This window comes from Pseudomonas sp. Leaf48 (genome assembly GCF_001421885.1).
In the GTDB taxonomy this organism is placed as follows: Bacteria; Pseudomonadota; Gammaproteobacteria; order Pseudomonadales; family Pseudomonadaceae; genus Aquipseudomonas.
This window is the reverse complement of the sequence record NZ_LMLH01000003.1, coordinates 109,290-128,614: the sequence shown is the minus strand read 5'-3', so window position 1 is coordinate 128,614 and position 19,325 is coordinate 109,290. Positions and strand designations below refer to the sequence as shown.

Below are 19,325 nucleotides of genomic sequence, written 5' to 3'. Positions count from 1 at the left end.
TGTTCAAGCAATGTCCTGGGCACTCTCTTTGCCCATCGATTCTCTGAAAGATTCAAGCGCGCGGCATGTGCTGCTGTGTCTGGCCAACTATGCCGGCTCGAACGGTGCTGGTGCCTTTCCATCGGCCGTCACCCTAGCTCTGGACACCGGTTTGTCTGAGCGTACCGTCCGCTACAAATTGGACGACCTGGAGAAGGCTGGGCTGATTCAGGAGGGCAATCAAGCCATCGCCGCCGTACACATCGATCGCCATGACCGCCGCCCGGTCGTTTATGACCTTCAATTATCACGGGGTGCAAATCCTGCACCCCGTACAAAACGGGGTGCAAATGACGCCACGGGGTGCAAATCACAACAGAACGGGGTGCAGTCTGTGACAGAGCGGGGTGCAGAATCTGCACCCAATACGTCACTTAACCATCAAGTAACCGAACAGCAGCTGCAGCGCGAGATTTCCGATGTGATTTCCGAGCAGGAGCAAGCGGCCATCGCGTCATTGGATGATCGTCAGCGCTTTGCCATGTTCGCCGCTTGGTTGCCGAGCGAGAAGGCGCTGGCTGATCAGCTCACGATTGCCGGTCTGCCGGTTGATTCGCTCACCAGTGACTTGCTCGCTGGCTTCAAGGGTTTCTTCGTCGCCAAGCCTGCCACCGTCGACAGCGCGTCCGGTTGGTGTTTTCGTCTGATTCGTTGGGTCAAACGTGAGCAGGTCAAAGTGGCTTCCAGCTCATCGGTGTCCCCAGACTTCGATGACTCCAGTTGGGCTGATGATCTGGGGGATTTGTGATGGAGCTGAAAGCACCCTGTAGCGCCAATCAGTTGCTGAGCAAGATGGGCAACCTGCCGCCCGTGGCTCTGGTTCAACCGAAACAATTGCCGCCTGGTACCACTGACGTCGTCAACTCGCTGTTCAAGGAATTGCAAGCGATCTTTCCCGCCTGGAAACAAGCTTGGCCAGATGATGAAGCCTTGCGGGCTGCGAAGCGCAGTTGGATCAAGGCTTTCATCGTCGCCGGGATCAATACCCTCGAGCAGATTCGCTATGGCTTGCAGAACTGCCGACAGCACGGCGACGATTTCGCGCCGAGCGTCGGTAAGTTTGTGAAGTGGTGTCAGCCAACGCCTGAAATGCTGGGCATTCCTACACACGATAAGGCCTTCCGTGAAGCGCTGGTTAATTTGGCCCCGAGCCGAGCATTTTTCCGCGAGTGGTCGCACCCGGCGGTACGTCATGCCGCGCTTCAATGCGAGATGCATAACCTGAGCAGCTTGGTGTCCGAGAAGGCCAGCAAGGTCTTTGATCGCGCCTATGACATCACCATCCGGATGTTGGTCAGCGGACAGCCGCTCGAAGACATCGCCATTGGAATTGGTCACGACTCGCAAAAGCCCGAAACGCAACTCGCGGAAGAGTACGGCGAGGCGCAGTTGTTGATGACCATGTCGCAACAGTCGATCCCGCTTGACGGCAAGGTCGCACGCGCCCAGTTGCTGGCTCGTTTTGCCAGTGACCCGGGAAAACGCGAGCAGCAACAAGCCTCGCTTCCTCGTACCCGATTGAACTCCCTCCCTGATCCATTCAATCCCACAGGTGGCTTCTGATGAATGCAGCCAAGCAACAAAACATGCTCGCCGGGCAATCTTCACTTGCCCGCAAGGTGTTTCAGGTCGTGCCAATCCAAGAGCCTTGGAGTGCCCACGACATTTTCAATTCGTTGATGGTTTCCGAAGCCACGGGGGCCCAGTTCCCGGCTGTCCGTCGCGGCTTGGGTGAGTTGAAGGAGGCAGGTCTCATTCGCGAACCCGTTAACGGTCACTTTCAGCGTACCGCCATCACTATCAAATCCCCGAGAGAGCAAAGCATGCCAAAAGAAACCCAGTCGGCCGTTGTGACCATTAAAAAGGCCGATACCAGCGCCCTGGATACGTTGGCGGTGCTGTCTGGCGAAGTCATCAGCTTTGCTGACGAAGTCGGACAACGCATGAAAAAGCTAGCGGCACGTATTGAGGAAGTGGCGCTTTCTGTCGAGGCTGAGCGGGAGAGCAACGCCGCAGCCATTATCAAGGCCAAGCGTCTTCAAGAAGTGCTGAGAGAGTTTGCTCTGGATAAGTTGGTGTCCGGTGCATGACTACGCTGGCCGTGTCACTCACCGAACCTGAGATCCGGCGCCAGGCAGCCGATCTGACTGTGACCACGTTGCGCGACCCTCGGCATCCCGGCCTGTATTTTCGGTTTAGCGGCAGGCGGGCACGTGGGTCGTGGTACTTGGTCGCGAATCGTAAGTGGCACCGTATCGCGGGCTATCCGGATTTGAAGCCCGCGGCAGTATTGTCAGTCCTGCCCGAGCTGCGTCAGCGTCTGGTGCTCAAACCCGATTCCAGTGTTGCCATTGAGGTCTGGAGTACCGTTGGTGATCTTCTCGATTGGTTTAGCGAGCGTATGGCGAAGGCGCGCTCATTGTCGAACAAGCGCAAGGCCGGGGCCAAGTCAGCGATTGCTTGCCACTTAACGCCACGCTTGAGGGATTTGCCGATTCGGGCGGTGAGCGCCTATTCCCTGGACAAAGAACTGATGTGGCCATTGCAGGCTGTGCTGTCGTTGTCATACGTGCAACAGCTGTTTCGTCTGCTGGCCGTGGCTTTTCGCCAAGCCCATAAATTGGACCTGATCCCGACCAATCCCATGGCCGGAATCAAGTTTTCCGACTTCACCACTGCCCAGATCATGCCCAAGCCGGCGCGCCTTCGTGGTGTGCAGGTGCCGGAGATTGTCACTCTATTGGCCGAGCGCTTCGACAGCGCACCGGGTGACGTCATGCTGGCCCTGATGATGCTCTGTCACGGCACACGTATAGGCGAGACACGAATGACCCGCTGGGCTGATATCGCGCTGTCCGAGCGTGAGTGGTTCATCCCTGCCGAGCACACCAAAAGCCGAACCGAGCACCGGCTGCCACTGACCGATCAAGCTTGCGCGCTGTTGCGCCGGTACCGCATCTGCCAGCGAGCCAGCGGCTACGAGGGTGCCTATCTGTTTCCGTCACGTCGTGGTCTGCCGCTTAGCGAGAATCAGGCCAGCGCCGTATTCACGCGATTGGGGCAGGGGGCTTGGACCAGTCACGACCTGCGCAAGGTAGCTCGAACAGCCTGGACGGACCTTGGCATTGACGGCCACATCGGCGAGATGTTGCTCAATCACTCACTGGGCAAGATCGCCTCGACGTACATCAACACCCAGGCCACCGAGCAGCGTCGACTGGCGCTGGTGAAGTGGCACGACTGGTTAGATGGTCATGGCTTCAGGGGCATTCATGGGCAGACAGGCGTTAGATATGAAGATTCGCAAGTTAGCTTGAACGCCACAAACGGCGGGGCCTGCGAGGCACTTCCACAATTTGTTAAAGGCGAGGATTTGAAACATGAAAAAAGGGCAAGGCTTCGGTTTTAAGAGAGAGCGGATCGAGCTGGAGCCTTGCCCGGCCTGCAAAGGAAAAGCGGTGGTGCAGGGCGTTTTTTATGAGCTGGTTTGCAGTGATTGCAACGGCTCCGGTTGGGTAGTTTTGGGTAGCAGGGTGGTACTTTCTTCGGACGAATTGGTGACGCAGTTGAGCTTCAAATTGCAGTGGGCTCAGCGCGAAATTGCAGTGCTCCAGCAGGGCTCGTCGATATCTGGCCCAGCCGAATACTACCAACAGAACAACCGTCGCGGTGCCGGCGGATCAAATTACACAGGGGATTGAATGCATGATGATTCGTAAGCCGGCAGGCCGACCATTAGGAGACACCGAGTACTTGTTGGAACAGTGGGGATGGTGGCGAATGGACGGGGCAGGGATACCAAATTACACCTCACCGACCTTTGCTCTGATGCGCCAGGCGATGCCGCAAGTGTCGCCGAGCCAAAATTATTGCATCACCGACGATTGGGCAATGGCCATCGACAATGCGGTGGCCAGACTTGCGCATAGGGATCAGCAAATGGGAGATATTATTTGGCTGTACTACGGTGCCAAATGGACCATGGTCCGGGTTGGCAAGTACTACGGCATAAGCGAAGGGAAAACGCGTGAACTGGCGAGAGCAGGGGCAGCATGGATCGATTGTGCTGTCCATTCAATGCGGCAAGCTGCCTAATTTATCTGTCGATTACTGCCTATCACAAAAGGCAGCAATCGACCCGAAATTGACGGAGACGAAAGGCGGAAATCGCCCAATAGCAAACTTAATGCGTCTAAGGAATTTTGGGAAATTCATCTCATGAAAGTTTTCCGAGTAGAGTATTACTGGGATCCTCGGGGGTATGGGTAATATCCTTAGCGAATTCAATTCCAGAAGTAAATTAACATGGAATTGATTCGCTAAGGACTGGGCGATATCTCATTGCTCGCATCAGAATGTTATGCGAAATTAATTTCTCCGACTAGCTCAATACGCTTAAAAGCTAGCTCGTTAAGCCCTCTTCGACTTCTGAGTTCACGATCTTTAGTAGCAAGCTCAATCACCACATTGACTGTTCTTTGCAGCTCTGATCGGAGTTGGGATGCTTCAGCTGCTTCTGACAGCATCTCGGACCATTTTTTCCAAGGCGCAAGGACGCTCTCCAGACTTTGGTTGGAGTGTGGGTCTCTAGCAGCACCTATTAGGTAGCCGAACATTACAGCAATGCGATGCTCCAACGCACCCTCACCAATTCGAGCCCCTGACAAGAACTCAATTACATCATTGGCGCAAAATGCATCCTTTGAATACCGAGTATAAAGCTGTGGGTTTTCTTGCCTCAAGACTAACAAAGGCACGATGATTGACTCATCAAGGTAATGATTATGAGGAATGCTGCGAAAAATAAGCTTTAGTCTGCCAATCAGCTGATTAATGTCGCGAGGGGTATACTCGAACCGAAGCGAAAGATACGTCATAAGTTCAGTTATGTGTTCAAGATCATAACGTCCATCCTGTCGCGCTCGAAAGTAGTCTACAACTTCCTGTTCTTGTAGTCTTACAGAAATATACTCCTTAATGGATGGTGTTCGAAGTTGGTAGTCAATATCGATGAATCTCTTCAAATACTGAATGCCATTGAATGATGAACCATACACTCCTTGGATTCCTTTACCTAGCTGATCTCGATTCATTGCAAGTATGAATATGATTCGATCAAGATCAAAAAGATGCTTGACTCGCTCCAGCATTTCAATTGCATAAGTAGGGCGGCATCTATCTAGTTCGTCAATAAAAATAACTAGATTGTTTTGGCTATTCGGTAAGCCTTCTAGAGCTAGGGATAGCTGATCTTTAAATTGCTTTAATGACTTTTGTTTCACATTAAAGCTATCTACAATGTCGCCGACTGCACCTCCGACTACATCTCCGGCAAGTTTCTCTAATTCTTTATCTATGTCTAATATACCAAACGATGCAGCTTTGGCCGCAGCGACGGCAGAGGATTTGAGTAGGCCAGGAACAAATTTTTTGGCCTTGCTCCAAGCGACTTTTGCTTTGGATTCCTCTTTTTCAGCAGCCATCCAGTTGTCGAATGTCGCTAATAGTGGGAGTAGCGGGTCATCTGCAAAATCATTTTCCCAAGCATTTAAGTATAGGCTTTTGATTTCAAGTGACCGTAAGTACTGTGTCCACAGCTTGAGGAACGTTGTTTTTCCTGCGCCCCATGGGGCGTCCAAGCATATTACAAGTGGCGCTTGTGCGTTTATTAATAGCGGAGTTAGATTTTCAATTTCTTTCCGCCTAGAGAGCTTGTCTTCGCCGCTTGGCCACTCATCCCCATCAAAGGATAACTCTTTATATCTTACGGAAAAGCTTCCCTTTGTGTCCGTGTTGTTCTGTTGCATATTGTTGTCCTTGAGTATGCGAAAATTACAAACTATTTATGATGTCTCGGTATGCTTCTAGATTTAACTGTTTGGTGTAGGTGTAGGAAGACTTTAGGTGGATAGATCGACCAACCGGAAATTCCACATTTCTTGTACCAAGAGTGCTGCTCGTGATAGCTACTTGTATAGGGTTACGAAGCGTTTTGATAAGGTCGGAAACTAAGGGCGCATTTGTTTCCCACTGATCGTAAATTACATGTTGATCTTCTCTAGATCGATCAGTGTATTCCACGCCAAAATATCTATCTGAAAAGAATCTGGTGAGTATCGATATGTCAGTAAAAAACACGCCACCTAGTTGGTCTGGCATCGCGTATGGTAGCCCAGCAACGACGCACGGAATAATTTCGTCGTACTTTACTTCTCGACCAAATGCCGCATGTACCATCTCAGGATGAAGTTTTAAACCGTTTACCAGTCTTGTTGCTTGGCGGACATCTTCGCGAGTTTGTTTTAAGAAATTATAGATCGCAACCGGGCGACCTTCGCAAAGCCATCTATTCTTGCATTCTAAAACAAATAGTTTGCCATCCCATAGTGCTAAAACATCGTACTGATATTCTCCCTCTGGCTCAGGGTATTTTCTTTTGTAGCCTACCGCCTCGACCCCATGGGAGATAAAAAGCTCTTTTACTTCGTTTTCAAGTCCATCTCCTTTTGGCTTAAATTCACCTTTTCTACTCAGTATGTTCGATGCGATCGCTCTGCTTATTACGCTTCCTTTGAGAATGTCGTAAATAACTGCAAATCCTGTTGATGTCTTTATGAGTGGCGCATCAAAAAGATCTCTTGCCTTTCGATGGAAGGTTATATTTTTAACAAAGGTAAGTGATTTTTCTTTGGTCATTCCGGAGGATTGAAGATGAACTAATAAGGAGTCTTGACTGAAAGTGATAAGTTCAGAAATCATGGGCTTTCCTTCGGAAGCTTTGGGCAGCATGGCAGTACAAAATTCTCTAATTAAGCAAAAGCCATCAATCCAGTCACTTAAAGTTAACCCTTCATACAGCGCATCATCTTCAAGTACATTGTAGCTTAGTAATGTAGTGAGCGATGATGCAGCATGGTAGTGGTCTTTGACAGTCTTCGACCCACTAATTGCTGCGGCCGTGTCCAGTAATGAATTAAGCGTGGAATCCTTGTTTATGGAGAAAAAGTTTGTGGATTCCCTAGAGCTATTTCGTTGGCCGGCGATGAAGTCAAAAATTTGCGCTTTGGTGGATTCCCCAAATTCAATTCCAAATTTAAAGTTGTCGGGGGCATTGTCATATTCATGCGCCTCCCTAATATCATGTTCTCTACCTAGGTAGCGCACATGCTCTTGTAGGATGTCTATGAGTGCCCAGATGTTTGCATTATAGAGAATTGATCCGGCTTTAAATGCCTCGGCATCATCTACAGGAACTCGGTCGGGAATTACTACAATCCCATCAGAGCTAAACCAGTTATTGCGATAAGCTTCCATCAATATAGCGGAGCCTAAGGCTTCGACTTGTTGCGTGTGATAAGTTTCTGGGTCTACGGGAATACCGTACGCATCAGTTACTGAAAGACTGTTTATAAGTACTGGTGTCCCTGTCTTAAATTGATCTTCTACTTTTTTATATAAATGATTTTGATCCCCTACGAACCAGGTCATAGTAGACCATAGCCTGGTTTCTGGACTTAAATCTTTTAAAGCGGATAGCTCACCTTCAAAACTCAATACTTCACTAAAGCATGTTTCTACAACGCCAAAGAATTCAAGCATTTTCTTAAAGTGGTCGAGCAAAGGCTTATCAAGTCTAAGAGATATGAAGGCTATGAGGTCATCGAATAGTTCTTTTCTCTTTCTTGTTTTTTCCGCGTTCGGGCGTCTATTGATAAGTGTTTCTGTCCGCATAATTGCGCTTAGTAATGCAAGCGGGTTTCTATACCATTGAAATTTATCAAGCTCTCTTTTTAGGAGTTTCCATGATAATTTGGTCAATGCGCTATTAATTGCTGCCTCAGGAATTTCGAGCCCTTCATTTGCGACTAACAAAGCCATGCTCCTTGCTTTATAAGTAAATTACAGATGTTGTTTAGTGTTTCTAGTCGACCAACTGATCTACCCATTTCCCTGCGATCCAAAGTCACAGCTAAGCCCAAGCTATCTCTTGTCGAAGATAGCACTACTCGGGTGGCCTCTGGCCAGTTCAGACCTTGAAATCAAGGCAGTCTCGGTAACGGGGCATGGAGAGTGAGCTGTAGGCCCCAGAGGTCAGGGTCGGTTCTCCGGTTCGGAGTGCTTGGCGCTACGCCCCCTAGACTTGGCAGCTAACAGATTCGTAATGTCACGTTTGTTTTACCAGGCTCAGGACGAGCTAGAAAGGCAATCACTACCTCAGCAAGAAGACAGCGAGCTGCTCTTGGAGGCCTTCGCGCCTGCCAGCCCCCACCGATAAATTGGACTCTTCATTTTCGTGAGAGTCTCCATGCCCCAAGTCGCAATCGGTACACTCCTGCTCATCTTGGGTTGTAAACAATGTTTCGCGACCGGCAGCATCTGGGCCGATTTCTGCCTGTCTCGAAGGGCCGTACCAATTTGGGTAAAGCTTCGCTTTTATTGCAAAAAGCCTTTTCCGCGCGGGATAGATTTGCTTTTATAGCAGCGTGTGTTGCTGTCAACGCAGCGAGACGCCTTTAAAGAGCCCGACCATTGAGTCGGGTTTTTTTGTGTCCTTTACAAGCCCTGCCATCGAGCAGGGTTTTTCGTTTTCGGTGCCGCCACATCCATCGCTCCAAGCGGGGACTGCTGCTGGAGCCGGACCTATTGCGCTCCCCGAAAGGGAGGAATTCGGATGAAAAACATGCCCGACAAACCAGAAACATGGTTGGTCCTATTCGCGTGGCTGGGACAGCATGCGTCGACGATCTACGCCGGAGCATTGTCATTCGTGGTCGGTGCTTTGCGGATCATTTATGGCGGTGGCTCGCGGCGACAGGCACTGCTTGAAGCTTCGCTTTGCACACTGATCACCGTTGGACTGATTCCGCTGTTGGAGTACTTCGGCTTACCGCAGAACTTCGCCACGGCTGCCGGGGTGTTCATCGGTTTTCTTGGCGTGAAGAAAATCGCCGATCTGGCTGATCGGTTCGCTGACTTCAAGTTTCCCAAATCGGATTCGGCGCCGTGAAGCGCCGCTCCTGGACGCTGCCACTTGTGCTCCTGCTGGCCTACGCCGTCACGGGCCACATCCACTGTGGTGATTCGCGTGCATGTCAGCCGCTCGCCGCTCAATCATTCAATCGTGAGATTTAGAGAATGGCTTACACCCAATACGAAACCGTTGTCGCCAACACTCCCGAGGAGCTGACGGTCAAGCTGGCACAGGCCCTCGCCGATGGTTGGCAGCCTTATGGTAGTCCTGTCTCCATCACTGAAGGCTTTCAAGTGCTTCAGGCTGTAGTGAAGGGATCAAGCAATGTTGGCAGTGCACCGGGCGACATCACCTCGGACAACATCACGGACGCGTCGGATGTCGGTAAGGCGGTGCTGGTCAGTGTTGACGCCGCGGCTGCGCGTGCCGCAATTGGTAGTGGGACTTCGGACTTCTCCGGTAGCTACAACGATCTGACCGATCTGCCTGCCATTCCCGTCGAAGGTGATGCCGCGATGCTGGAAGCCGGCACTGACGTCGTTGCGCATACCTGGTCAGCCAAACTGATCCATGACGAGGTTGCCCGCCAGATTGCTGCGATATCCGCATGAGCCGTAAACAAGCGATCTCATCGTGCAAAGTAATGCTCTTAGTCGACTGCCTCCGTTTCAAACGCAGTGAGTGACTCCGACAGACGGCAGAGGCCCGGGGACCCTGGCAACTTCCAAGGAACACGGGGCATAAGACTCGCGCAAACGCGTTAGCGGCACCCCTCCAGAGTTAGTTAACTGGTTAACTCCCTTGGTTAACTTAGCTGAAAGCCTTATGGGCTGTGACTTACAGTGCGGTTAACTAACGAATTAACCTGGTTAACTCAGCCAGCTGTCGAGTCGGCTGAACGTCAGGCGGGCCGCGGCTTTCAGCCCGGTTAACTAAGGTAGTTAACCAAGAGTTAACTAAGCAAATGATTGAAAGGCTATGGAATTGGCTGAAAGCCAGGTGGGCCGTGGTCTTGAGGTGGTTGACCTAGGAGTTAACCGACTATTTTACTCGGTTAACCCTCGGCCCTGCCGGGTTAACCGTAAGGCATGGACATGACAGCACTCACCAAAGCGGAGTTCGCCACGCGCCAAGGCTGGTCGAAACCCTATGTGTCGAAGTTGGCCAAGAGCGGTCGTCTGGTTCTGCTGGCGGACGGCATGGTGGATGTCGAGGCCACGGACCGATTGCTGTTCAGCACAGCGGATCCGAGCAAAGCCAATGTGGCGGCGCGGCACGAGCGCGAACGGATACAGCGCAGGCCGGAAGGCAATACCCCGGGCCCCCAGATCGAATACGAGCCTTCAGCCGTTCTTTCGCACCAGGCGCCATTGTCCGGCGAGGGCATCCCGGACTTTCAGGAGTCGCGCGCCTATCGCGAGTTTTATGAGTCACGCTTGACCGAGAGCGAGTTTCACAGGAATCGCGGCGCCCACGTCGAGTTGGAGGCCGTTAAAACGGCGGCGTACACGACCGGGCGAATGTTACGGGATCTGTTGCTGGGTATGCCGCCACAGTTGGCCCCCGAATTGGCCGCCATGAGTGATCACTGGCAAATCGAGAAGCACCTCACTGCTGCCTTGCGCCGGGTGTTGGACGATGCCGAGCGGATGTCCTCGACTGACCTCATCCATTCTTTGACTGCAGCGAGCTAATCCATGTCAGCGGAAATGCCCGACGGTGCAGCGGTGTACCGGGAGGCGTATTTCCGCGGGCTGCGGCCAGAGCCGGATGTCTGGATCGATCAGTGGGCTGATGAGTTCATGCGCATCCCGCGGGATGCCGGGGCGGCCGAGCCAGGACAGTACCGCACAGCGCGAACACCGTATGCCCGCGAGCCCATGCGCTGCCTGTCACCGGCCCACCCGTGCAAGCGCGTGGTGACCATGGTGGCCTCGCAGTTGATGAAAACCCAGATCGCCTTGAACTGGATTGGCGGCCTGATCCATATGGCGCCGTCGAATATTCTCACGCTGTTGCCCAGCCTGGGGTTGGCCAAGCGAGTCTCGTCGCGCATCGGCAAGACCATCAAGGCCACCCCAGTGCTGCGCGAACGAGTCGCGGCGAACCGTTCGCGTGATGCGCGCAACACCATGGACACCAAAGAATTCGAAGGTGGTTCGCTGTATGTCACCACCGCCGGATCGGCGGCAAACCTGTCGGAGTTGTCGGCCCGGTACATCTATGGCGATGAAGTGGATCGCTGGGTGGTGGACGTGGGCGAGGAGGGCGACCCGATTGAGCTGGCTGAAACCCGGGGCAGTACGTTTGGCCGTAATGCCAAGTTCTACTTTTCCAGTTCGCCGACAATCCGGGGCGCCTCGCGCATTGCCGACCTGTTCGAGACCAGCGACCAGCGTTTTTACTACGTGCCGTGCCCGAATTGCGGGCACATGCAAGTCCTCGAATGGGAACGCCTGCATTATTCGGCGGATTGCCAACGGGCACACTACGAGTGCGCCGGGCCTGACTGTGACGTGCTGATCGAGGAACATCACAAGGGTGAGATGTTGGCCAAAGGCGAGTGGCGCGCCCATGCCCAGGGCGATGGTGAAACCGTCGGCTTCAACCTCAATGCGTTGTACTCGCCGCCCGGCTGGACAGGCTGGGCCGCGCTGGCCAAGCAGTTCGAGAAGGCCAAGACCGCCATGTCCCGCGGCGATCTGGAGCCGATGCAGGTGTTTTATAACACCCGTCTGGCCAAGGTTTGGGACAGCGCCCAAGAGCAAACCAAAGCCGATGTGCTGATGGCTCGGGCCCGCCTGGAAACTTACGGGCTGGGGTCGATGCCGTTCGCCGTGCTGATGCTCACGGCCTCGGTCGATGTTCAAGCCAACCGGCTGGAGTTCATGGTGGTGGGCTGGGGCGCCGGCATGGAGCGCTGGATCATCGACTACCAGGTGATCTGGGGCGATCCCTCCGACGAATGCACCTGGTCCGTACTCGACGACAAACTCAAGGCGCGTTATCCGCATCCGTGTGGCGCGGACCTGACAATCCGGGCAGCCGGTATCGACTCCGGCGGCAACCACACCGACGAGGTGTACCAGTTCTGCCGGCTGCGGCGCTGGCGCAACATCTTCGCCGTCAAGGGCGCGAGCAAGTCAGGTCGGCCGGTGATTGCGCAGCGGCCATCGATGATGGACGTCACCTGGAAAGGCCTGACCGAACGCAAGGGTGTCGAGCTGTGGTTCATCGGTACCGACACGGCCAAGGATTGGATTTACAACCGCTATCCAGTAGAGGACGGCCCCGGCGCGCTGCACTTTGCCAACGACCTGCCGGATGATTTCTTCGCCCAGTGCGTCGCCGAGCGCAAGGTGACTCGGTACATCAAAGGCTACAAAAAAATCGAATGGGTCAAGGGCAAGGCGGAGCGCAACGAAGCCCTCGACTTGATGGTGTACAGCCTGGCGATGGCGCATTACCTGGGCCTGAATCGCTACAAGGAACACGACTGGGAGCGGGTGAAAAGCGCCCTGTTGCAGGCGGCGCCGGGTGAAAAAGCCATTGCAGTCGAACGCGTCCGCGCTCCGGTGTTATCTCCGCAGCAATCGGCGGATCCCGTGCCGCCACCAGCCAAGCCAGCCGCAGTATTGCTGCCGATTGCACGACCGCCCCAGCGTCGAAGCTCCAGCAGCGGCTACCTCAAAAAACGGCGCTGAGTGAAAACGCACCGTTGCAACTCACGTTGTCTTATTACTTTAGAGCGTTCCCCATGGCCTTTACCCAACAGCAACTCGACGCGGTCGAGAAGGCAATCGCGCGTGGCGAAAAAATCGTGCGTTACGCCGATCGCAACGTCGAGTACCGCGACATCGACGAATTGCTCAGGGCACGCGACGAAATTCGTAGCTCGCTGATCGCGGCGGCAGGCCCTCGGTCCCGCATCGTGCGGCTTTACCATGGAGGCAAGGGACTGTAATGGCTCGTCACTTTCCAACATTGGGCCGCAGCGGTTTCTTGATTCCCTCGAATATCAAGGCCAGCTATGAAGGCGCGGCTGAAGGGCGTCGTTCCGCCAGTTGGGATGCGCCCGACGCCGGTTTCAACAGCATTGCCATTCCGGCGCTGCGCAACCTGCGTTCGCGTTCCCGTGCAGCAGTGCGCAACGACCCGTACGCGTTCAACATCATCGACAAACGGGTCAGCAACCTGATCGGCACCGGTATCACGCCGCGGCCAAAAACCCAGGATGACGAGCTTCGGCATTTGCTGCAGGAGCTCTGGGCCGACTGGACCGAAGAATCCGACGCCGATGGTCTCACCGACTTTTACGGACAGCAGGCGTTGATCGCTCGGACGGTGGAAACGGCCGGCGAATGTTTTGTCCGCCTGCGCCCGCGCAGCCTTGATGAGGGGCTGGTGGTGCCGCTGCAACTCCAGGTGCTGGCGCCGGAGTTTGTGCCACACGACAAGTCCGAAATGGCCCGTAACGGCAACGTCATTCGCGCCGGCATCGAGTTCAGTCCGGATAGCCGCCGGGTGGCGTACTGGATGTATCGCTCGCATCCCGGCGATGCCGCGTCGTTGAACAGTGGCTACAACCAATTGGTGCGCGTACCGGCGAGCCAGGTGCTGCACATTTTTGAGCCGGTCGAACCGGGTCAGCTGCGTGGTCTGCCGCGTTTATCGCCGGTGCTCAAGCGCCTGCGCAGCCTGGACAACTACGACGATGCGGTGTTGTTCCGCCAAGAGGTGGCCAACCTGTTCGCCGGCTTCATCAAGAAGCCATCACCGGATGACATCCAGACGCCGGTCGACCCAGTGACCGGAGCGCCACTGAACCTCGCTTCGGATGGCTTCACGCCGATGGTGGCATTGGAGCCCGGGACCATGCAGGAGTTGTTGCCGGGCGAGGAGGTCGAGTTTTCCTCGCCGCCAGATGCCGGCAACAACTACCCGGATTTCATGCGTCAGCAATTGATGGCGGCAGCGGCCGGCGCCGGAATGCCATACGAGATCCTCACAGGCGACATGCGCGAAGTGAACGACCGTGCACTACGGGTGGTGCTTACCGAGTTCCGGCGTCGACTGGAGCAGCTGCAATTCGGTGTGTATGTGCACCAGTTATGTCGCCCAGTGCGGGCCGCGTGGATGGATATGGCGGTGCTCAGTGGCGCCGTGCTGTTGCCGGACTACGCCCAACGACGCCGTGAGTACCTGCGTACACGCTGGGTGCCACAAGGCTGGGCGTATATCCATCCGGTTCAGGATGTTCAGTCACGCACGATGGAAGTGAACGCCGGCTTTGCCTCGCGTAGCGAAATGGTCCTGCGCACCGGCTATGACGCCGAAACGGTGGACGAAGAAAACGCCGCCGATGCCGAGCGCGCTCGGGGTAAAGGTCTTAATTACAGCACGCTCGTCGAACTGCTTCAGGCGCTCGACGACAAGGAGCAGACATGAGCAAGAACACGCCGCCACGCATTTACAACAAAGCCGGCCAGCGGGTGCCGGTGCAGGACAAAAGCTGGTACGCCGTGCACGCCAGTGGCGAAGCGACCGAGCGCGTGATCGAAGTCTTTGTCTACGGCGAGATCGGTACCTGGGGCATTACGGCCAGTCAGTTTATGCAGGATCTGCGCGCGGTCGATGACGGCGTGTCACCGGTGATCGCGGCGTTCAACAGCATTGGCGGCGACCTGTTCGACGGACTGGCCATGCACAACACCTTGTCACGGCTGGGCGAACGCTGCACGGCACGCATTGATGCCTTGGCCGCGAGTGCGGCGAGTGTCGCGGTGTGCGGTGCCCATAAAGTGGTGATCGCCTCCAATGCCATGCTGATGATTCACAACCCATGGACCTATGCAGCTGGCGATGCCGACAGCTTTCGCAAGGTGGCGGATGTCCTCGACCAAACCATGGAAGCGATCATCGCGGCTTACAAAGCCAAGGCACCGGACATCGATGAGGCGGAGCTGCGAGGTTTGGTGGCTGCCGAAACCTGGTTGACCGCCAGTGAGGCGGTTGCCTTGGGGCTGGCCGATGAGGTGGGCGACGGGGTGCAGGTCAAAGCGTGTCTGGGGCAGGGCGGGGTGATGCAGCGTTACCAGCACACCCCAGCTGAATTGCTGGCCCAGCTCGATGAGTTGCCTGAGCCAGATTCGGAGCCGGCGCCAAACGACCCACCCAAGCTGGTGACGGACTCGGCCAAGCTGGCGTTGTTAATCACTCAACGTTGCGCCGAGGCGGGGATCAGCAATCTGGTCGCGCCATTGCTCAGTTCGACCCAGCTTGAAAGCGAAGAAGTCGTCCAGGCGGGGTTGACCCGGGCCAAGGCGGTGCATGACCTGTGTGTCGCGGCACGACTGCCAGAACTCAGCCACGAGTATGTGGCCGCGGGGCTGGATGAGCCCGCGGTACGCGCGCGGTTGTTCGACAAGATCGTCAGCAGCGGCAACGGTTTCGAAATCGACAACAGCGTGCCTCTCGACGATGACCCCGCGCCGAAGGTGCAGGCGAAACAACCGAATCCTACTTCGATCTGGGCGGCCCGTCAGGCCGCCCATGCCGGGCAATCCAACAGTGCAAAAGGAGCACGAGCATGACCGTAAAGTACGAAACGCTACACGCTGGCGAGTTTCTGCTCTCCGAAGGGGCCGGGAAAATCTCTCGTGAATCCATTCTGGTGGCCGCCGGTGTCGCGCTGAATGCCGGCCAGGTGCTGGGGCTGGTCACGGCGACCAATGAGTTTGCCCCCTACGATCCCGCCGCCGTTGATGGCACCGAAGTCGCGGCCTGCATCCTCTACGGGCCGCTGGGTGAATCGACCGAAGAGCGTCGCGCGAGTGCCGTGGTACGGCTGGCCGAGGTCAGCGAGGTGCATTTGACCGGTTTCGATGCTGAGGCGGAGGCCGCCTTGGCGGCTCAGTTTGTGATAGCCCGCTAAGTCAGCCCCCCCTTACCCCAACCCCGCCCTGTGCGGGGTTTTGCTTTTCTGGAGAGTCCCTTCATGGCCGACATTGGCATTTTTACCGACGATGTTTTTTCCGTGTCTTCGCTGACCGCGGCGATCAATGAGCAGGAATACCTGCCGGGTCGCATCAGTAGCCTGGGCCTATTTCGCGAGGAAGGCATCAGCACCCTGACCGTGCAGATTGAAAAGGACGGTAACACCCTGGCCCTGGTGCCGGCGGGTGAGCGCGGCACCTCGGGTCTGGTCGTGGGTGCCAGCAAGCGTCAGATGATTCCGTTTAACACTGTGCACCTGCCGCAGCGTTTCACCATCAAGGCCGACGAAATTCAGGGCATTCGCGCCTTTGGTACGACCACCGAGTTGCAGGCCGTGCAGGGCGTGGTCAACACGCGCCTGAGCAAGGCCAAACGTCAGCTCGATGCCACCCATGAATTCCAGCGCATGGGCGCGCTGAACGGTCTGGTGCTGGACGCGGATGGTTCGACGGTCCTGCTGAACATCTATCAGGCGTTTGGTGTGGAGCAACAAAGCTTGTCCATGGGCTTGAACGACCCGGCTACCAAGGTTCGGGTCAAGTGCGCCGAAGCGCTGGACATGCAGGACGATGAACTGGGCAGCGTCACCAGCTCGGGCGCGCGGGCCTTCTGTGGCAAGAATTTCTGGAACAAGCTGGTCACGCACAAATCGGTTGAGGAAACCTACCTCAATACGATCCAAGCCGCGGAATTGCGTGGTGATGCGCGGGACAGCTTCGAGCTGGGTGGCATCGTCTGGGAGCGCTACCGCGGGCGGATCGCCGGGGTGTCGTTTATCCACGACGATCAGGCGTTGTTGATTCCCGAAGGCGTGCCGGAACTGTACATCTCCTGCTTTGCCCCAGCGGACTACATGGAAACCGCCAACACCCAAGGCCTGCCGTACTACAGCAAGCTGGAACCACTGCCGTTCAACAAGGGCATGGCCGGTGAAGCCCAGTCCAACCCGTTGCACCTATGCACCCGTCCTCGGGCACAGATCCTGCTGACGCTCTGACCATGGCCTTTCGAGACCTGGTCGCGGAGATCGACAGCGTAGTGTTCGACACCCTGGCCGATGTTGGCTTCATTGAAGGTCGGCGGGTGCAGGGCATGTTCTCGGCGCCTTGGTTGCAGCCCAAAATCGGACGCTTGAACACCGGCTTGCGCGAGCCGTGTTTTCACATTCGCGTGGCCGACGCCGCGGGCGTGGAAAAAGCGCAGACAGTGCTCATTGACTTACCGGTTTTGGACGGTGGTGGCGAGTACACCCTGATTCACCTGGAGCCGGCGGGTGATGGTCTGGTGGCCTTGTCGTTGAGGTTAAAAGCATGAGTACCGTGCCGGTTTCGCTGCAGTTTTCCGCAGACGATATGCAGGCTTTTAAACAGTTGGCCAAGGTGATGCCCAAGGCGGCCGCCGCGGCGCAACGGCGGGCAATCAACAAGACCTTGGGCTGGCTGGCCACGCACATGGCGCGGGATGTCAGCAAGCAGGAACGAATCGCCGTCCGCGCGGTGCGTCAGCGTCTGCGCAGCTATCCCATCAAAGGCCAGGGCCAGTTGGGCAAACTCTGGTTTGGCACCAACCCGATGGAGGCCAGCCGGGTAGGCAATCCCCGGCAGGGCAAGGCTGGTGTCTCGGTGGCGGGGCGGCGCTACCAGGGCGCCTTTTACAAGCGTGTGTATGGCAACAAGGCGGACATCTGGATCCGCACCTCCAGCAAACATTTCAACCCGGATGACTATCCCGGCAGCAGCGCGTCCGCGGGTGGAGGCACAAGTTCGGGCTGGATCGCGGAAAACGACAATCGCTTTCCACTGGCCAAGGCCAAGGTCTCGCTCGAAGACGTTGAAGGTCCGTTTTACACCTGGGCCAACAAGGCCGACGAGCGTCTACTGGTCGTGTTCAGACAAGAGATGAACTTTGAACTGCACAAATACCTGAAGGGGAGCAACCGTGTCTGATCCTGCCTTTTCGCTGGATGCGTTGTACGCCGCCATCGAGGACCACATCCGCCAGGCACTGCCCTCGGTGCGGTTTGTGGCGACCTGTCCGGACATTCAGGACCGGATAGCGTTGCCGGCGGTATTTCTCGAGCCGGTTGAGTTTGAGCCCGGGCCCGACATCGGCACCGGTGAAACGGTGCTGGTCCAGCGCTTTGAAGCGCGGGTCATTGTCGCGCCCGAGTTGGCCCGTCATCAGCAACTCGGTGCCCAGTTGGCCGCACAACTTGCCATTCTGTTGCGGGCACAAACCTGGGGGCTGGACAACGTCGAACAGGCGCAGTTTGTGGCGTCGCGTCAGGATTGGACCAAACCTGAACTGGATGGCTACACCGTGTGGACGGTGGAGTGGACCCAGCAGATCTACCTCGGTGAGGTTGAGTGGCTGTGGCCTGTCGAGCCCCCGGGCACCCTGTACCTGAATGTCGATGGCTGCACCGGTACCGGCAATGAAGATCACTACTTTCAACCGGAGGATCTGGCATGGGATACGCCAGCGCCGAACATGACCGGATGATCGCGGCGATGCTGATGCCCTGCGTGGTGGTCGGCGTCGATCTGAGCGCGGGGCGGGTGCGGGTCAAGGCCGGTGCCTGGGTCAGTGCTTGGGTGCGCTGGCACAGCCTGGCGGCGGGCAAGGCCCGTCATTGGCGCGCGCCAAGTCTGAATGAGCAGGGCGCGCTGTTCAGCCCCAGCGGTGATCCGGCCATGGGCACCTTTATCCCGGGGCTGTATGGCAACGCCGGGACGCCGCCGGACAACCGTGATCACGTCGAGGCCTGGTACTTCGATGATGGCGGCTCGCTGGTCTACGACTGGCAAGCCGGCAGCTACAGCATCGCGTTACCCAATGGCAGCCACGCGACGATCACGGTCGGTGGCTCGCAGTTTGAAGTGACGCCGGAGCAAATCCGGGTGACGGCCAGCCAGATCACGCTGTCGGGTGAGGTGAGCATCGACGGTGCGCTGAGCGTGTCCGGTGATATCAGCGGCGCCGGCACGATCATGGATGCCGGCGGCAACAGCAGCAACCATTCCCACTGAACAGATATTCATCTTTAGCCCGCCGCGTGCGGGCTTTTTCATGTCTGGAGAAAAAGCATGACGAGTAAAACCAAGGACGTATCGGTAGTCAGCGATGAGCCGATCCCGGCCACGCCGGCCGCGCTCTGTACCTTCCGCGACACGCTGTATACCTCGCGGGTGCTGGTCCTGCTGGAGGCCGGGCGCACCTTGAAAGTGGCAAAAGGCCAGGTCGCGGTGGCCTCGGATGACACGGTCGCGCTCGAGTATTTGCATGGCCGCAAGGATTTTGTCGCGGTCGAGGGCTGATC

22 protein-coding genes are annotated in these 19,325 nt (G+C 56.0%); 20 read left to right on the top strand and 2 right to left on the bottom strand.

The window, feature by feature from the left end:
* The first annotated feature begins 10 nt into the window (after positions 1-10).
* Genes ASE98_RS03520 through ASE98_RS03495 form a run of 6 tightly spaced genes read left to right on the top strand, consistent with a single transcriptional unit; the run spans position 11 to position 4,134 of the window.
* On the top strand, positions 11-787 hold the full coding sequence (locus ASE98_RS03520) for a helix-turn-helix domain-containing protein (RefSeq protein ID WP_060539999.1): 777 nt from the start codon (positions 11-13) through the stop codon (positions 785-787).
* Entirely contained in the window at positions 787-1,602 is an 816-nt protein-coding gene (locus tag ASE98_RS03515) for a replication protein P (protein WP_082457467.1), read from the top strand. Before ASE98_RS03520 ends, ASE98_RS03515 begins: the two co-directional genes overlap by 1 nt.
* Positions 1,602-2,129, top strand: coding sequence for a hypothetical protein (locus ASE98_RS03510; protein ID WP_060539998.1), 528 nt, complete (start codon positions 1,602-1,604; stop codon positions 2,127-2,129). Before ASE98_RS03515 ends, ASE98_RS03510 begins: the two co-directional genes overlap by 1 nt.
* Positions 2,126-3,448: a tyrosine-type recombinase/integrase gene (locus ASE98_RS03505; RefSeq protein WP_060539997.1), complete on the top strand. Its 1,323-nt coding sequence runs from the start codon at positions 2,126-2,128 to the stop codon at positions 3,446-3,448. Before ASE98_RS03510 ends, ASE98_RS03505 begins: the two co-directional genes overlap by 4 nt.
* Positions 3,420-3,740, top strand: a complete 321-nt coding sequence (locus tag ASE98_RS03500; protein ID WP_060539996.1) for a hypothetical protein — start codon at positions 3,420-3,422, stop codon at positions 3,738-3,740. The genes ASE98_RS03505 and ASE98_RS03500 overlap by 29 nt, the downstream gene beginning before the upstream one ends.
* Before the next feature lie 4 nt (positions 3,741-3,744).
* On the top strand, positions 3,745-4,134 hold the full coding sequence (locus ASE98_RS03495) for an antiterminator Q family protein (RefSeq protein ID WP_177336944.1): 390 nt from the start codon (positions 3,745-3,747) through the stop codon (positions 4,132-4,134).
* Positions 4,135-4,397: 263 nt separating this feature from the next.
* On the opposite strand, the gene ASE98_RS03490 is transcribed toward ASE98_RS03495, so the two are convergent.
* Both ASE98_RS03490 and ASE98_RS03485 read right to left on the bottom strand, forming a co-directional pair.
* Positions 4,398-5,846: a KAP family P-loop NTPase fold protein gene (locus ASE98_RS03490; RefSeq protein ID WP_060539994.1), complete on the bottom strand. Its 1,449-nt coding sequence runs from the start codon at positions 5,844-5,846 to the stop codon at positions 4,398-4,400.
* A 25-nt stretch (positions 5,847-5,871) separates the two neighbouring features.
* Positions 5,872-7,917 (bottom strand): hypothetical protein, encoded by a 2,046-nt coding sequence (locus ASE98_RS03485; protein ID WP_060539993.1) that lies wholly within the window; start codon positions 7,915-7,917, stop codon positions 5,872-5,874.
* 793 nt (positions 7,918-8,710) lie between these two features.
* Here ASE98_RS03485 and ASE98_RS03480 point away from each other — a divergent pair.
* The 14 genes from ASE98_RS03480 (at position 8,711) to ASE98_RS03415 (ending at position 19,323) form a co-directional block, all read left to right on the top strand.
* Entirely contained in the window at positions 8,711-9,046 is a 336-nt protein-coding gene (locus tag ASE98_RS03480; protein ID WP_060539992.1) for a phage holin, lambda family, read from the top strand.
* Positions 9,047-9,174: 128 nt separating this feature from the next.
* The gene (locus tag ASE98_RS03475; protein ID WP_060539991.1) at positions 9,175-9,621 is read left to right on the top strand and encodes a DUF1737 domain-containing protein; all 447 of its coding nucleotides are present in this window, start codon (positions 9,175-9,177) and stop codon (positions 9,619-9,621) included.
* Positions 9,622-10,104: 483 nt separating this feature from the next.
* Positions 10,105-10,704 (top strand): hypothetical protein, encoded by a 600-nt coding sequence (locus tag ASE98_RS03470; protein WP_060539990.1) that lies wholly within the window; start codon positions 10,105-10,107, stop codon positions 10,702-10,704.
* 3 nt (positions 10,705-10,707) lie between these two features.
* Entirely contained in the window at positions 10,708-12,714 is a 2,007-nt protein-coding gene (locus ASE98_RS03465) for a phage terminase large subunit family protein (RefSeq protein ID WP_060539989.1), read from the top strand.
* Between the two features lie 53 nt (positions 12,715-12,767).
* Positions 12,768-12,974, top strand: coding sequence for a phage head-tail joining protein (locus tag ASE98_RS03460; protein WP_027923826.1), 207 nt, complete (start codon positions 12,768-12,770; stop codon positions 12,972-12,974).
* On the top strand, positions 12,974-14,458 hold the full coding sequence (locus tag ASE98_RS03455; RefSeq protein WP_060539988.1) for a phage portal protein: 1,485 nt from the start codon (positions 12,974-12,976) through the stop codon (positions 14,456-14,458). Before ASE98_RS03460 ends, ASE98_RS03455 begins: the two co-directional genes overlap by 1 nt.
* The gene (locus tag ASE98_RS03450; RefSeq protein ID WP_060539987.1) at positions 14,455-15,603 is read left to right on the top strand and encodes a head maturation protease, ClpP-related; all 1,149 of its coding nucleotides are present in this window, start codon (positions 14,455-14,457) and stop codon (positions 15,601-15,603) included. Before ASE98_RS03455 ends, ASE98_RS03450 begins: the two co-directional genes overlap by 4 nt.
* Complete coding sequence (locus ASE98_RS03445) at positions 15,600-15,944, top strand: head decoration protein (protein WP_060539986.1); 345 nt, start codon at positions 15,600-15,602, stop codon at positions 15,942-15,944. The genes ASE98_RS03450 and ASE98_RS03445 overlap by 4 nt, the downstream gene beginning before the upstream one ends.
* Positions 15,945-16,007: 63 nt before the next feature.
* Positions 16,008-17,003: a major capsid protein gene (locus ASE98_RS03440; RefSeq protein WP_060539985.1), complete on the top strand. Its 996-nt coding sequence runs from the start codon at positions 16,008-16,010 to the stop codon at positions 17,001-17,003.
* Positions 17,004-17,005: 2 nt separating this feature from the next.
* A complete protein-coding gene (locus ASE98_RS03435; protein ID WP_060539984.1) occupies positions 17,006-17,320 on the top strand; it encodes a head-tail joining protein in 315 nt (104 codons plus the stop codon).
* Complete coding sequence (locus ASE98_RS03430) at positions 17,317-17,952, top strand: hypothetical protein (protein ID WP_060539983.1); 636 nt, start codon at positions 17,317-17,319, stop codon at positions 17,950-17,952. Before ASE98_RS03435 ends, ASE98_RS03430 begins: the two co-directional genes overlap by 4 nt.
* A complete protein-coding gene (locus ASE98_RS03425; protein WP_060539982.1) occupies positions 17,945-18,508 on the top strand; it encodes a hypothetical protein in 564 nt (187 codons plus the stop codon). The genes ASE98_RS03430 and ASE98_RS03425 overlap by 8 nt, the downstream gene beginning before the upstream one ends.
* A complete protein-coding gene (locus ASE98_RS03420) occupies positions 18,475-19,035 on the top strand; it encodes a phage baseplate assembly protein V (RefSeq protein WP_060539981.1) in 561 nt (186 codons plus the stop codon). The genes ASE98_RS03425 and ASE98_RS03420 overlap by 34 nt, the downstream gene beginning before the upstream one ends.
* A gap of 57 nt (positions 19,036-19,092) precedes the next feature.
* Positions 19,093-19,323: a hypothetical protein gene (locus tag ASE98_RS03415; protein WP_236707771.1), complete on the top strand. Its 231-nt coding sequence runs from the start codon at positions 19,093-19,095 to the stop codon at positions 19,321-19,323.
* Positions 19,324-19,325: the final 2 nt, after the last annotated feature.

What these genes read in the sequence shown, in the direction of transcription:
- ASE98_RS03435 (WP_060539984.1), top strand. Translation starts at nt 17,006, where the DNA reads ATGGCCTTTCGAGACCTGGTCGCGGAGATCGACAGCGTAGTGTTCGAC.
- ASE98_RS03445 (WP_060539986.1), top strand. Translation starts at nt 15,600, where the DNA reads ATGACCGTAAAGTACGAAACGCTACACGCTGGCGAGTTTCTGCTCTCC.
- ASE98_RS03515 (WP_082457467.1), top strand. Translation starts at nt 787, where the DNA reads ATGGAGCTGAAAGCACCCTGTAGCGCCAATCAGTTGCTGAGCAAGATG.
- ASE98_RS03470 (WP_060539990.1), top strand. Translation starts at nt 10,105, where the DNA reads ATGACAGCACTCACCAAAGCGGAGTTCGCCACGCGCCAAGGCTGGTCG.
- ASE98_RS03495 (WP_177336944.1), top strand. Translation starts at nt 3,745, where the DNA reads ATGATGATTCGTAAGCCGGCAGGCCGACCATTAGGAGACACCGAGTAC.
- ASE98_RS03440 (WP_060539985.1), top strand. Translation starts at nt 16,008, where the DNA reads ATGGCCGACATTGGCATTTTTACCGACGATGTTTTTTCCGTGTCTTCG.
- ASE98_RS03485 (WP_060539993.1), bottom strand. Translation starts at nt 7,917, where the DNA reads ATGGCTTTGTTAGTCGCAAATGAAGGGCTCGAAATTCCTGAGGCAGCA.
- ASE98_RS03505 (WP_060539997.1), top strand. Translation starts at nt 2,126, where the DNA reads ATGACTACGCTGGCCGTGTCACTCACCGAACCTGAGATCCGGCGCCAG.
- ASE98_RS03450 (WP_060539987.1), top strand. Translation starts at nt 14,455, where the DNA reads ATGAGCAAGAACACGCCGCCACGCATTTACAACAAAGCCGGCCAGCGG.
- ASE98_RS03465 (WP_060539989.1), top strand. Translation starts at nt 10,708, where the DNA reads ATGTCAGCGGAAATGCCCGACGGTGCAGCGGTGTACCGGGAGGCGTAT.
- ASE98_RS03460 (WP_027923826.1), top strand. Translation starts at nt 12,768, where the DNA reads ATGGCCTTTACCCAACAGCAACTCGACGCGGTCGAGAAGGCAATCGCG.
- ASE98_RS03520 (WP_060539999.1), top strand. Translation starts at nt 11, where the DNA reads ATGTCCTGGGCACTCTCTTTGCCCATCGATTCTCTGAAAGATTCAAGC.
- ASE98_RS03475 (WP_060539991.1), top strand. Translation starts at nt 9,175, where the DNA reads ATGGCTTACACCCAATACGAAACCGTTGTCGCCAACACTCCCGAGGAG.
- ASE98_RS03420 (WP_060539981.1), top strand. Translation starts at nt 18,475, where the DNA reads ATGGGATACGCCAGCGCCGAACATGACCGGATGATCGCGGCGATGCTG.
- ASE98_RS03510 (WP_060539998.1), top strand. Translation starts at nt 1,602, where the DNA reads ATGAATGCAGCCAAGCAACAAAACATGCTCGCCGGGCAATCTTCACTT.
- ASE98_RS03415 (WP_236707771.1), top strand. Translation starts at nt 19,093, where the DNA reads ATGACGAGTAAAACCAAGGACGTATCGGTAGTCAGCGATGAGCCGATC.
- ASE98_RS03430 (WP_060539983.1), top strand. Translation starts at nt 17,317, where the DNA reads ATGAGTACCGTGCCGGTTTCGCTGCAGTTTTCCGCAGACGATATGCAG.
- ASE98_RS03455 (WP_060539988.1), top strand. Translation starts at nt 12,974, where the DNA reads ATGGCTCGTCACTTTCCAACATTGGGCCGCAGCGGTTTCTTGATTCCC.
- ASE98_RS03480 (WP_060539992.1), top strand. Translation starts at nt 8,711, where the DNA reads ATGAAAAACATGCCCGACAAACCAGAAACATGGTTGGTCCTATTCGCG.
- ASE98_RS03500 (WP_060539996.1), top strand. Translation starts at nt 3,420, where the DNA reads ATGAAAAAAGGGCAAGGCTTCGGTTTTAAGAGAGAGCGGATCGAGCTG.
- ASE98_RS03490 (WP_060539994.1), bottom strand. Translation starts at nt 5,846, where the DNA reads ATGCAACAGAACAACACGGACACAAAGGGAAGCTTTTCCGTAAGATAT.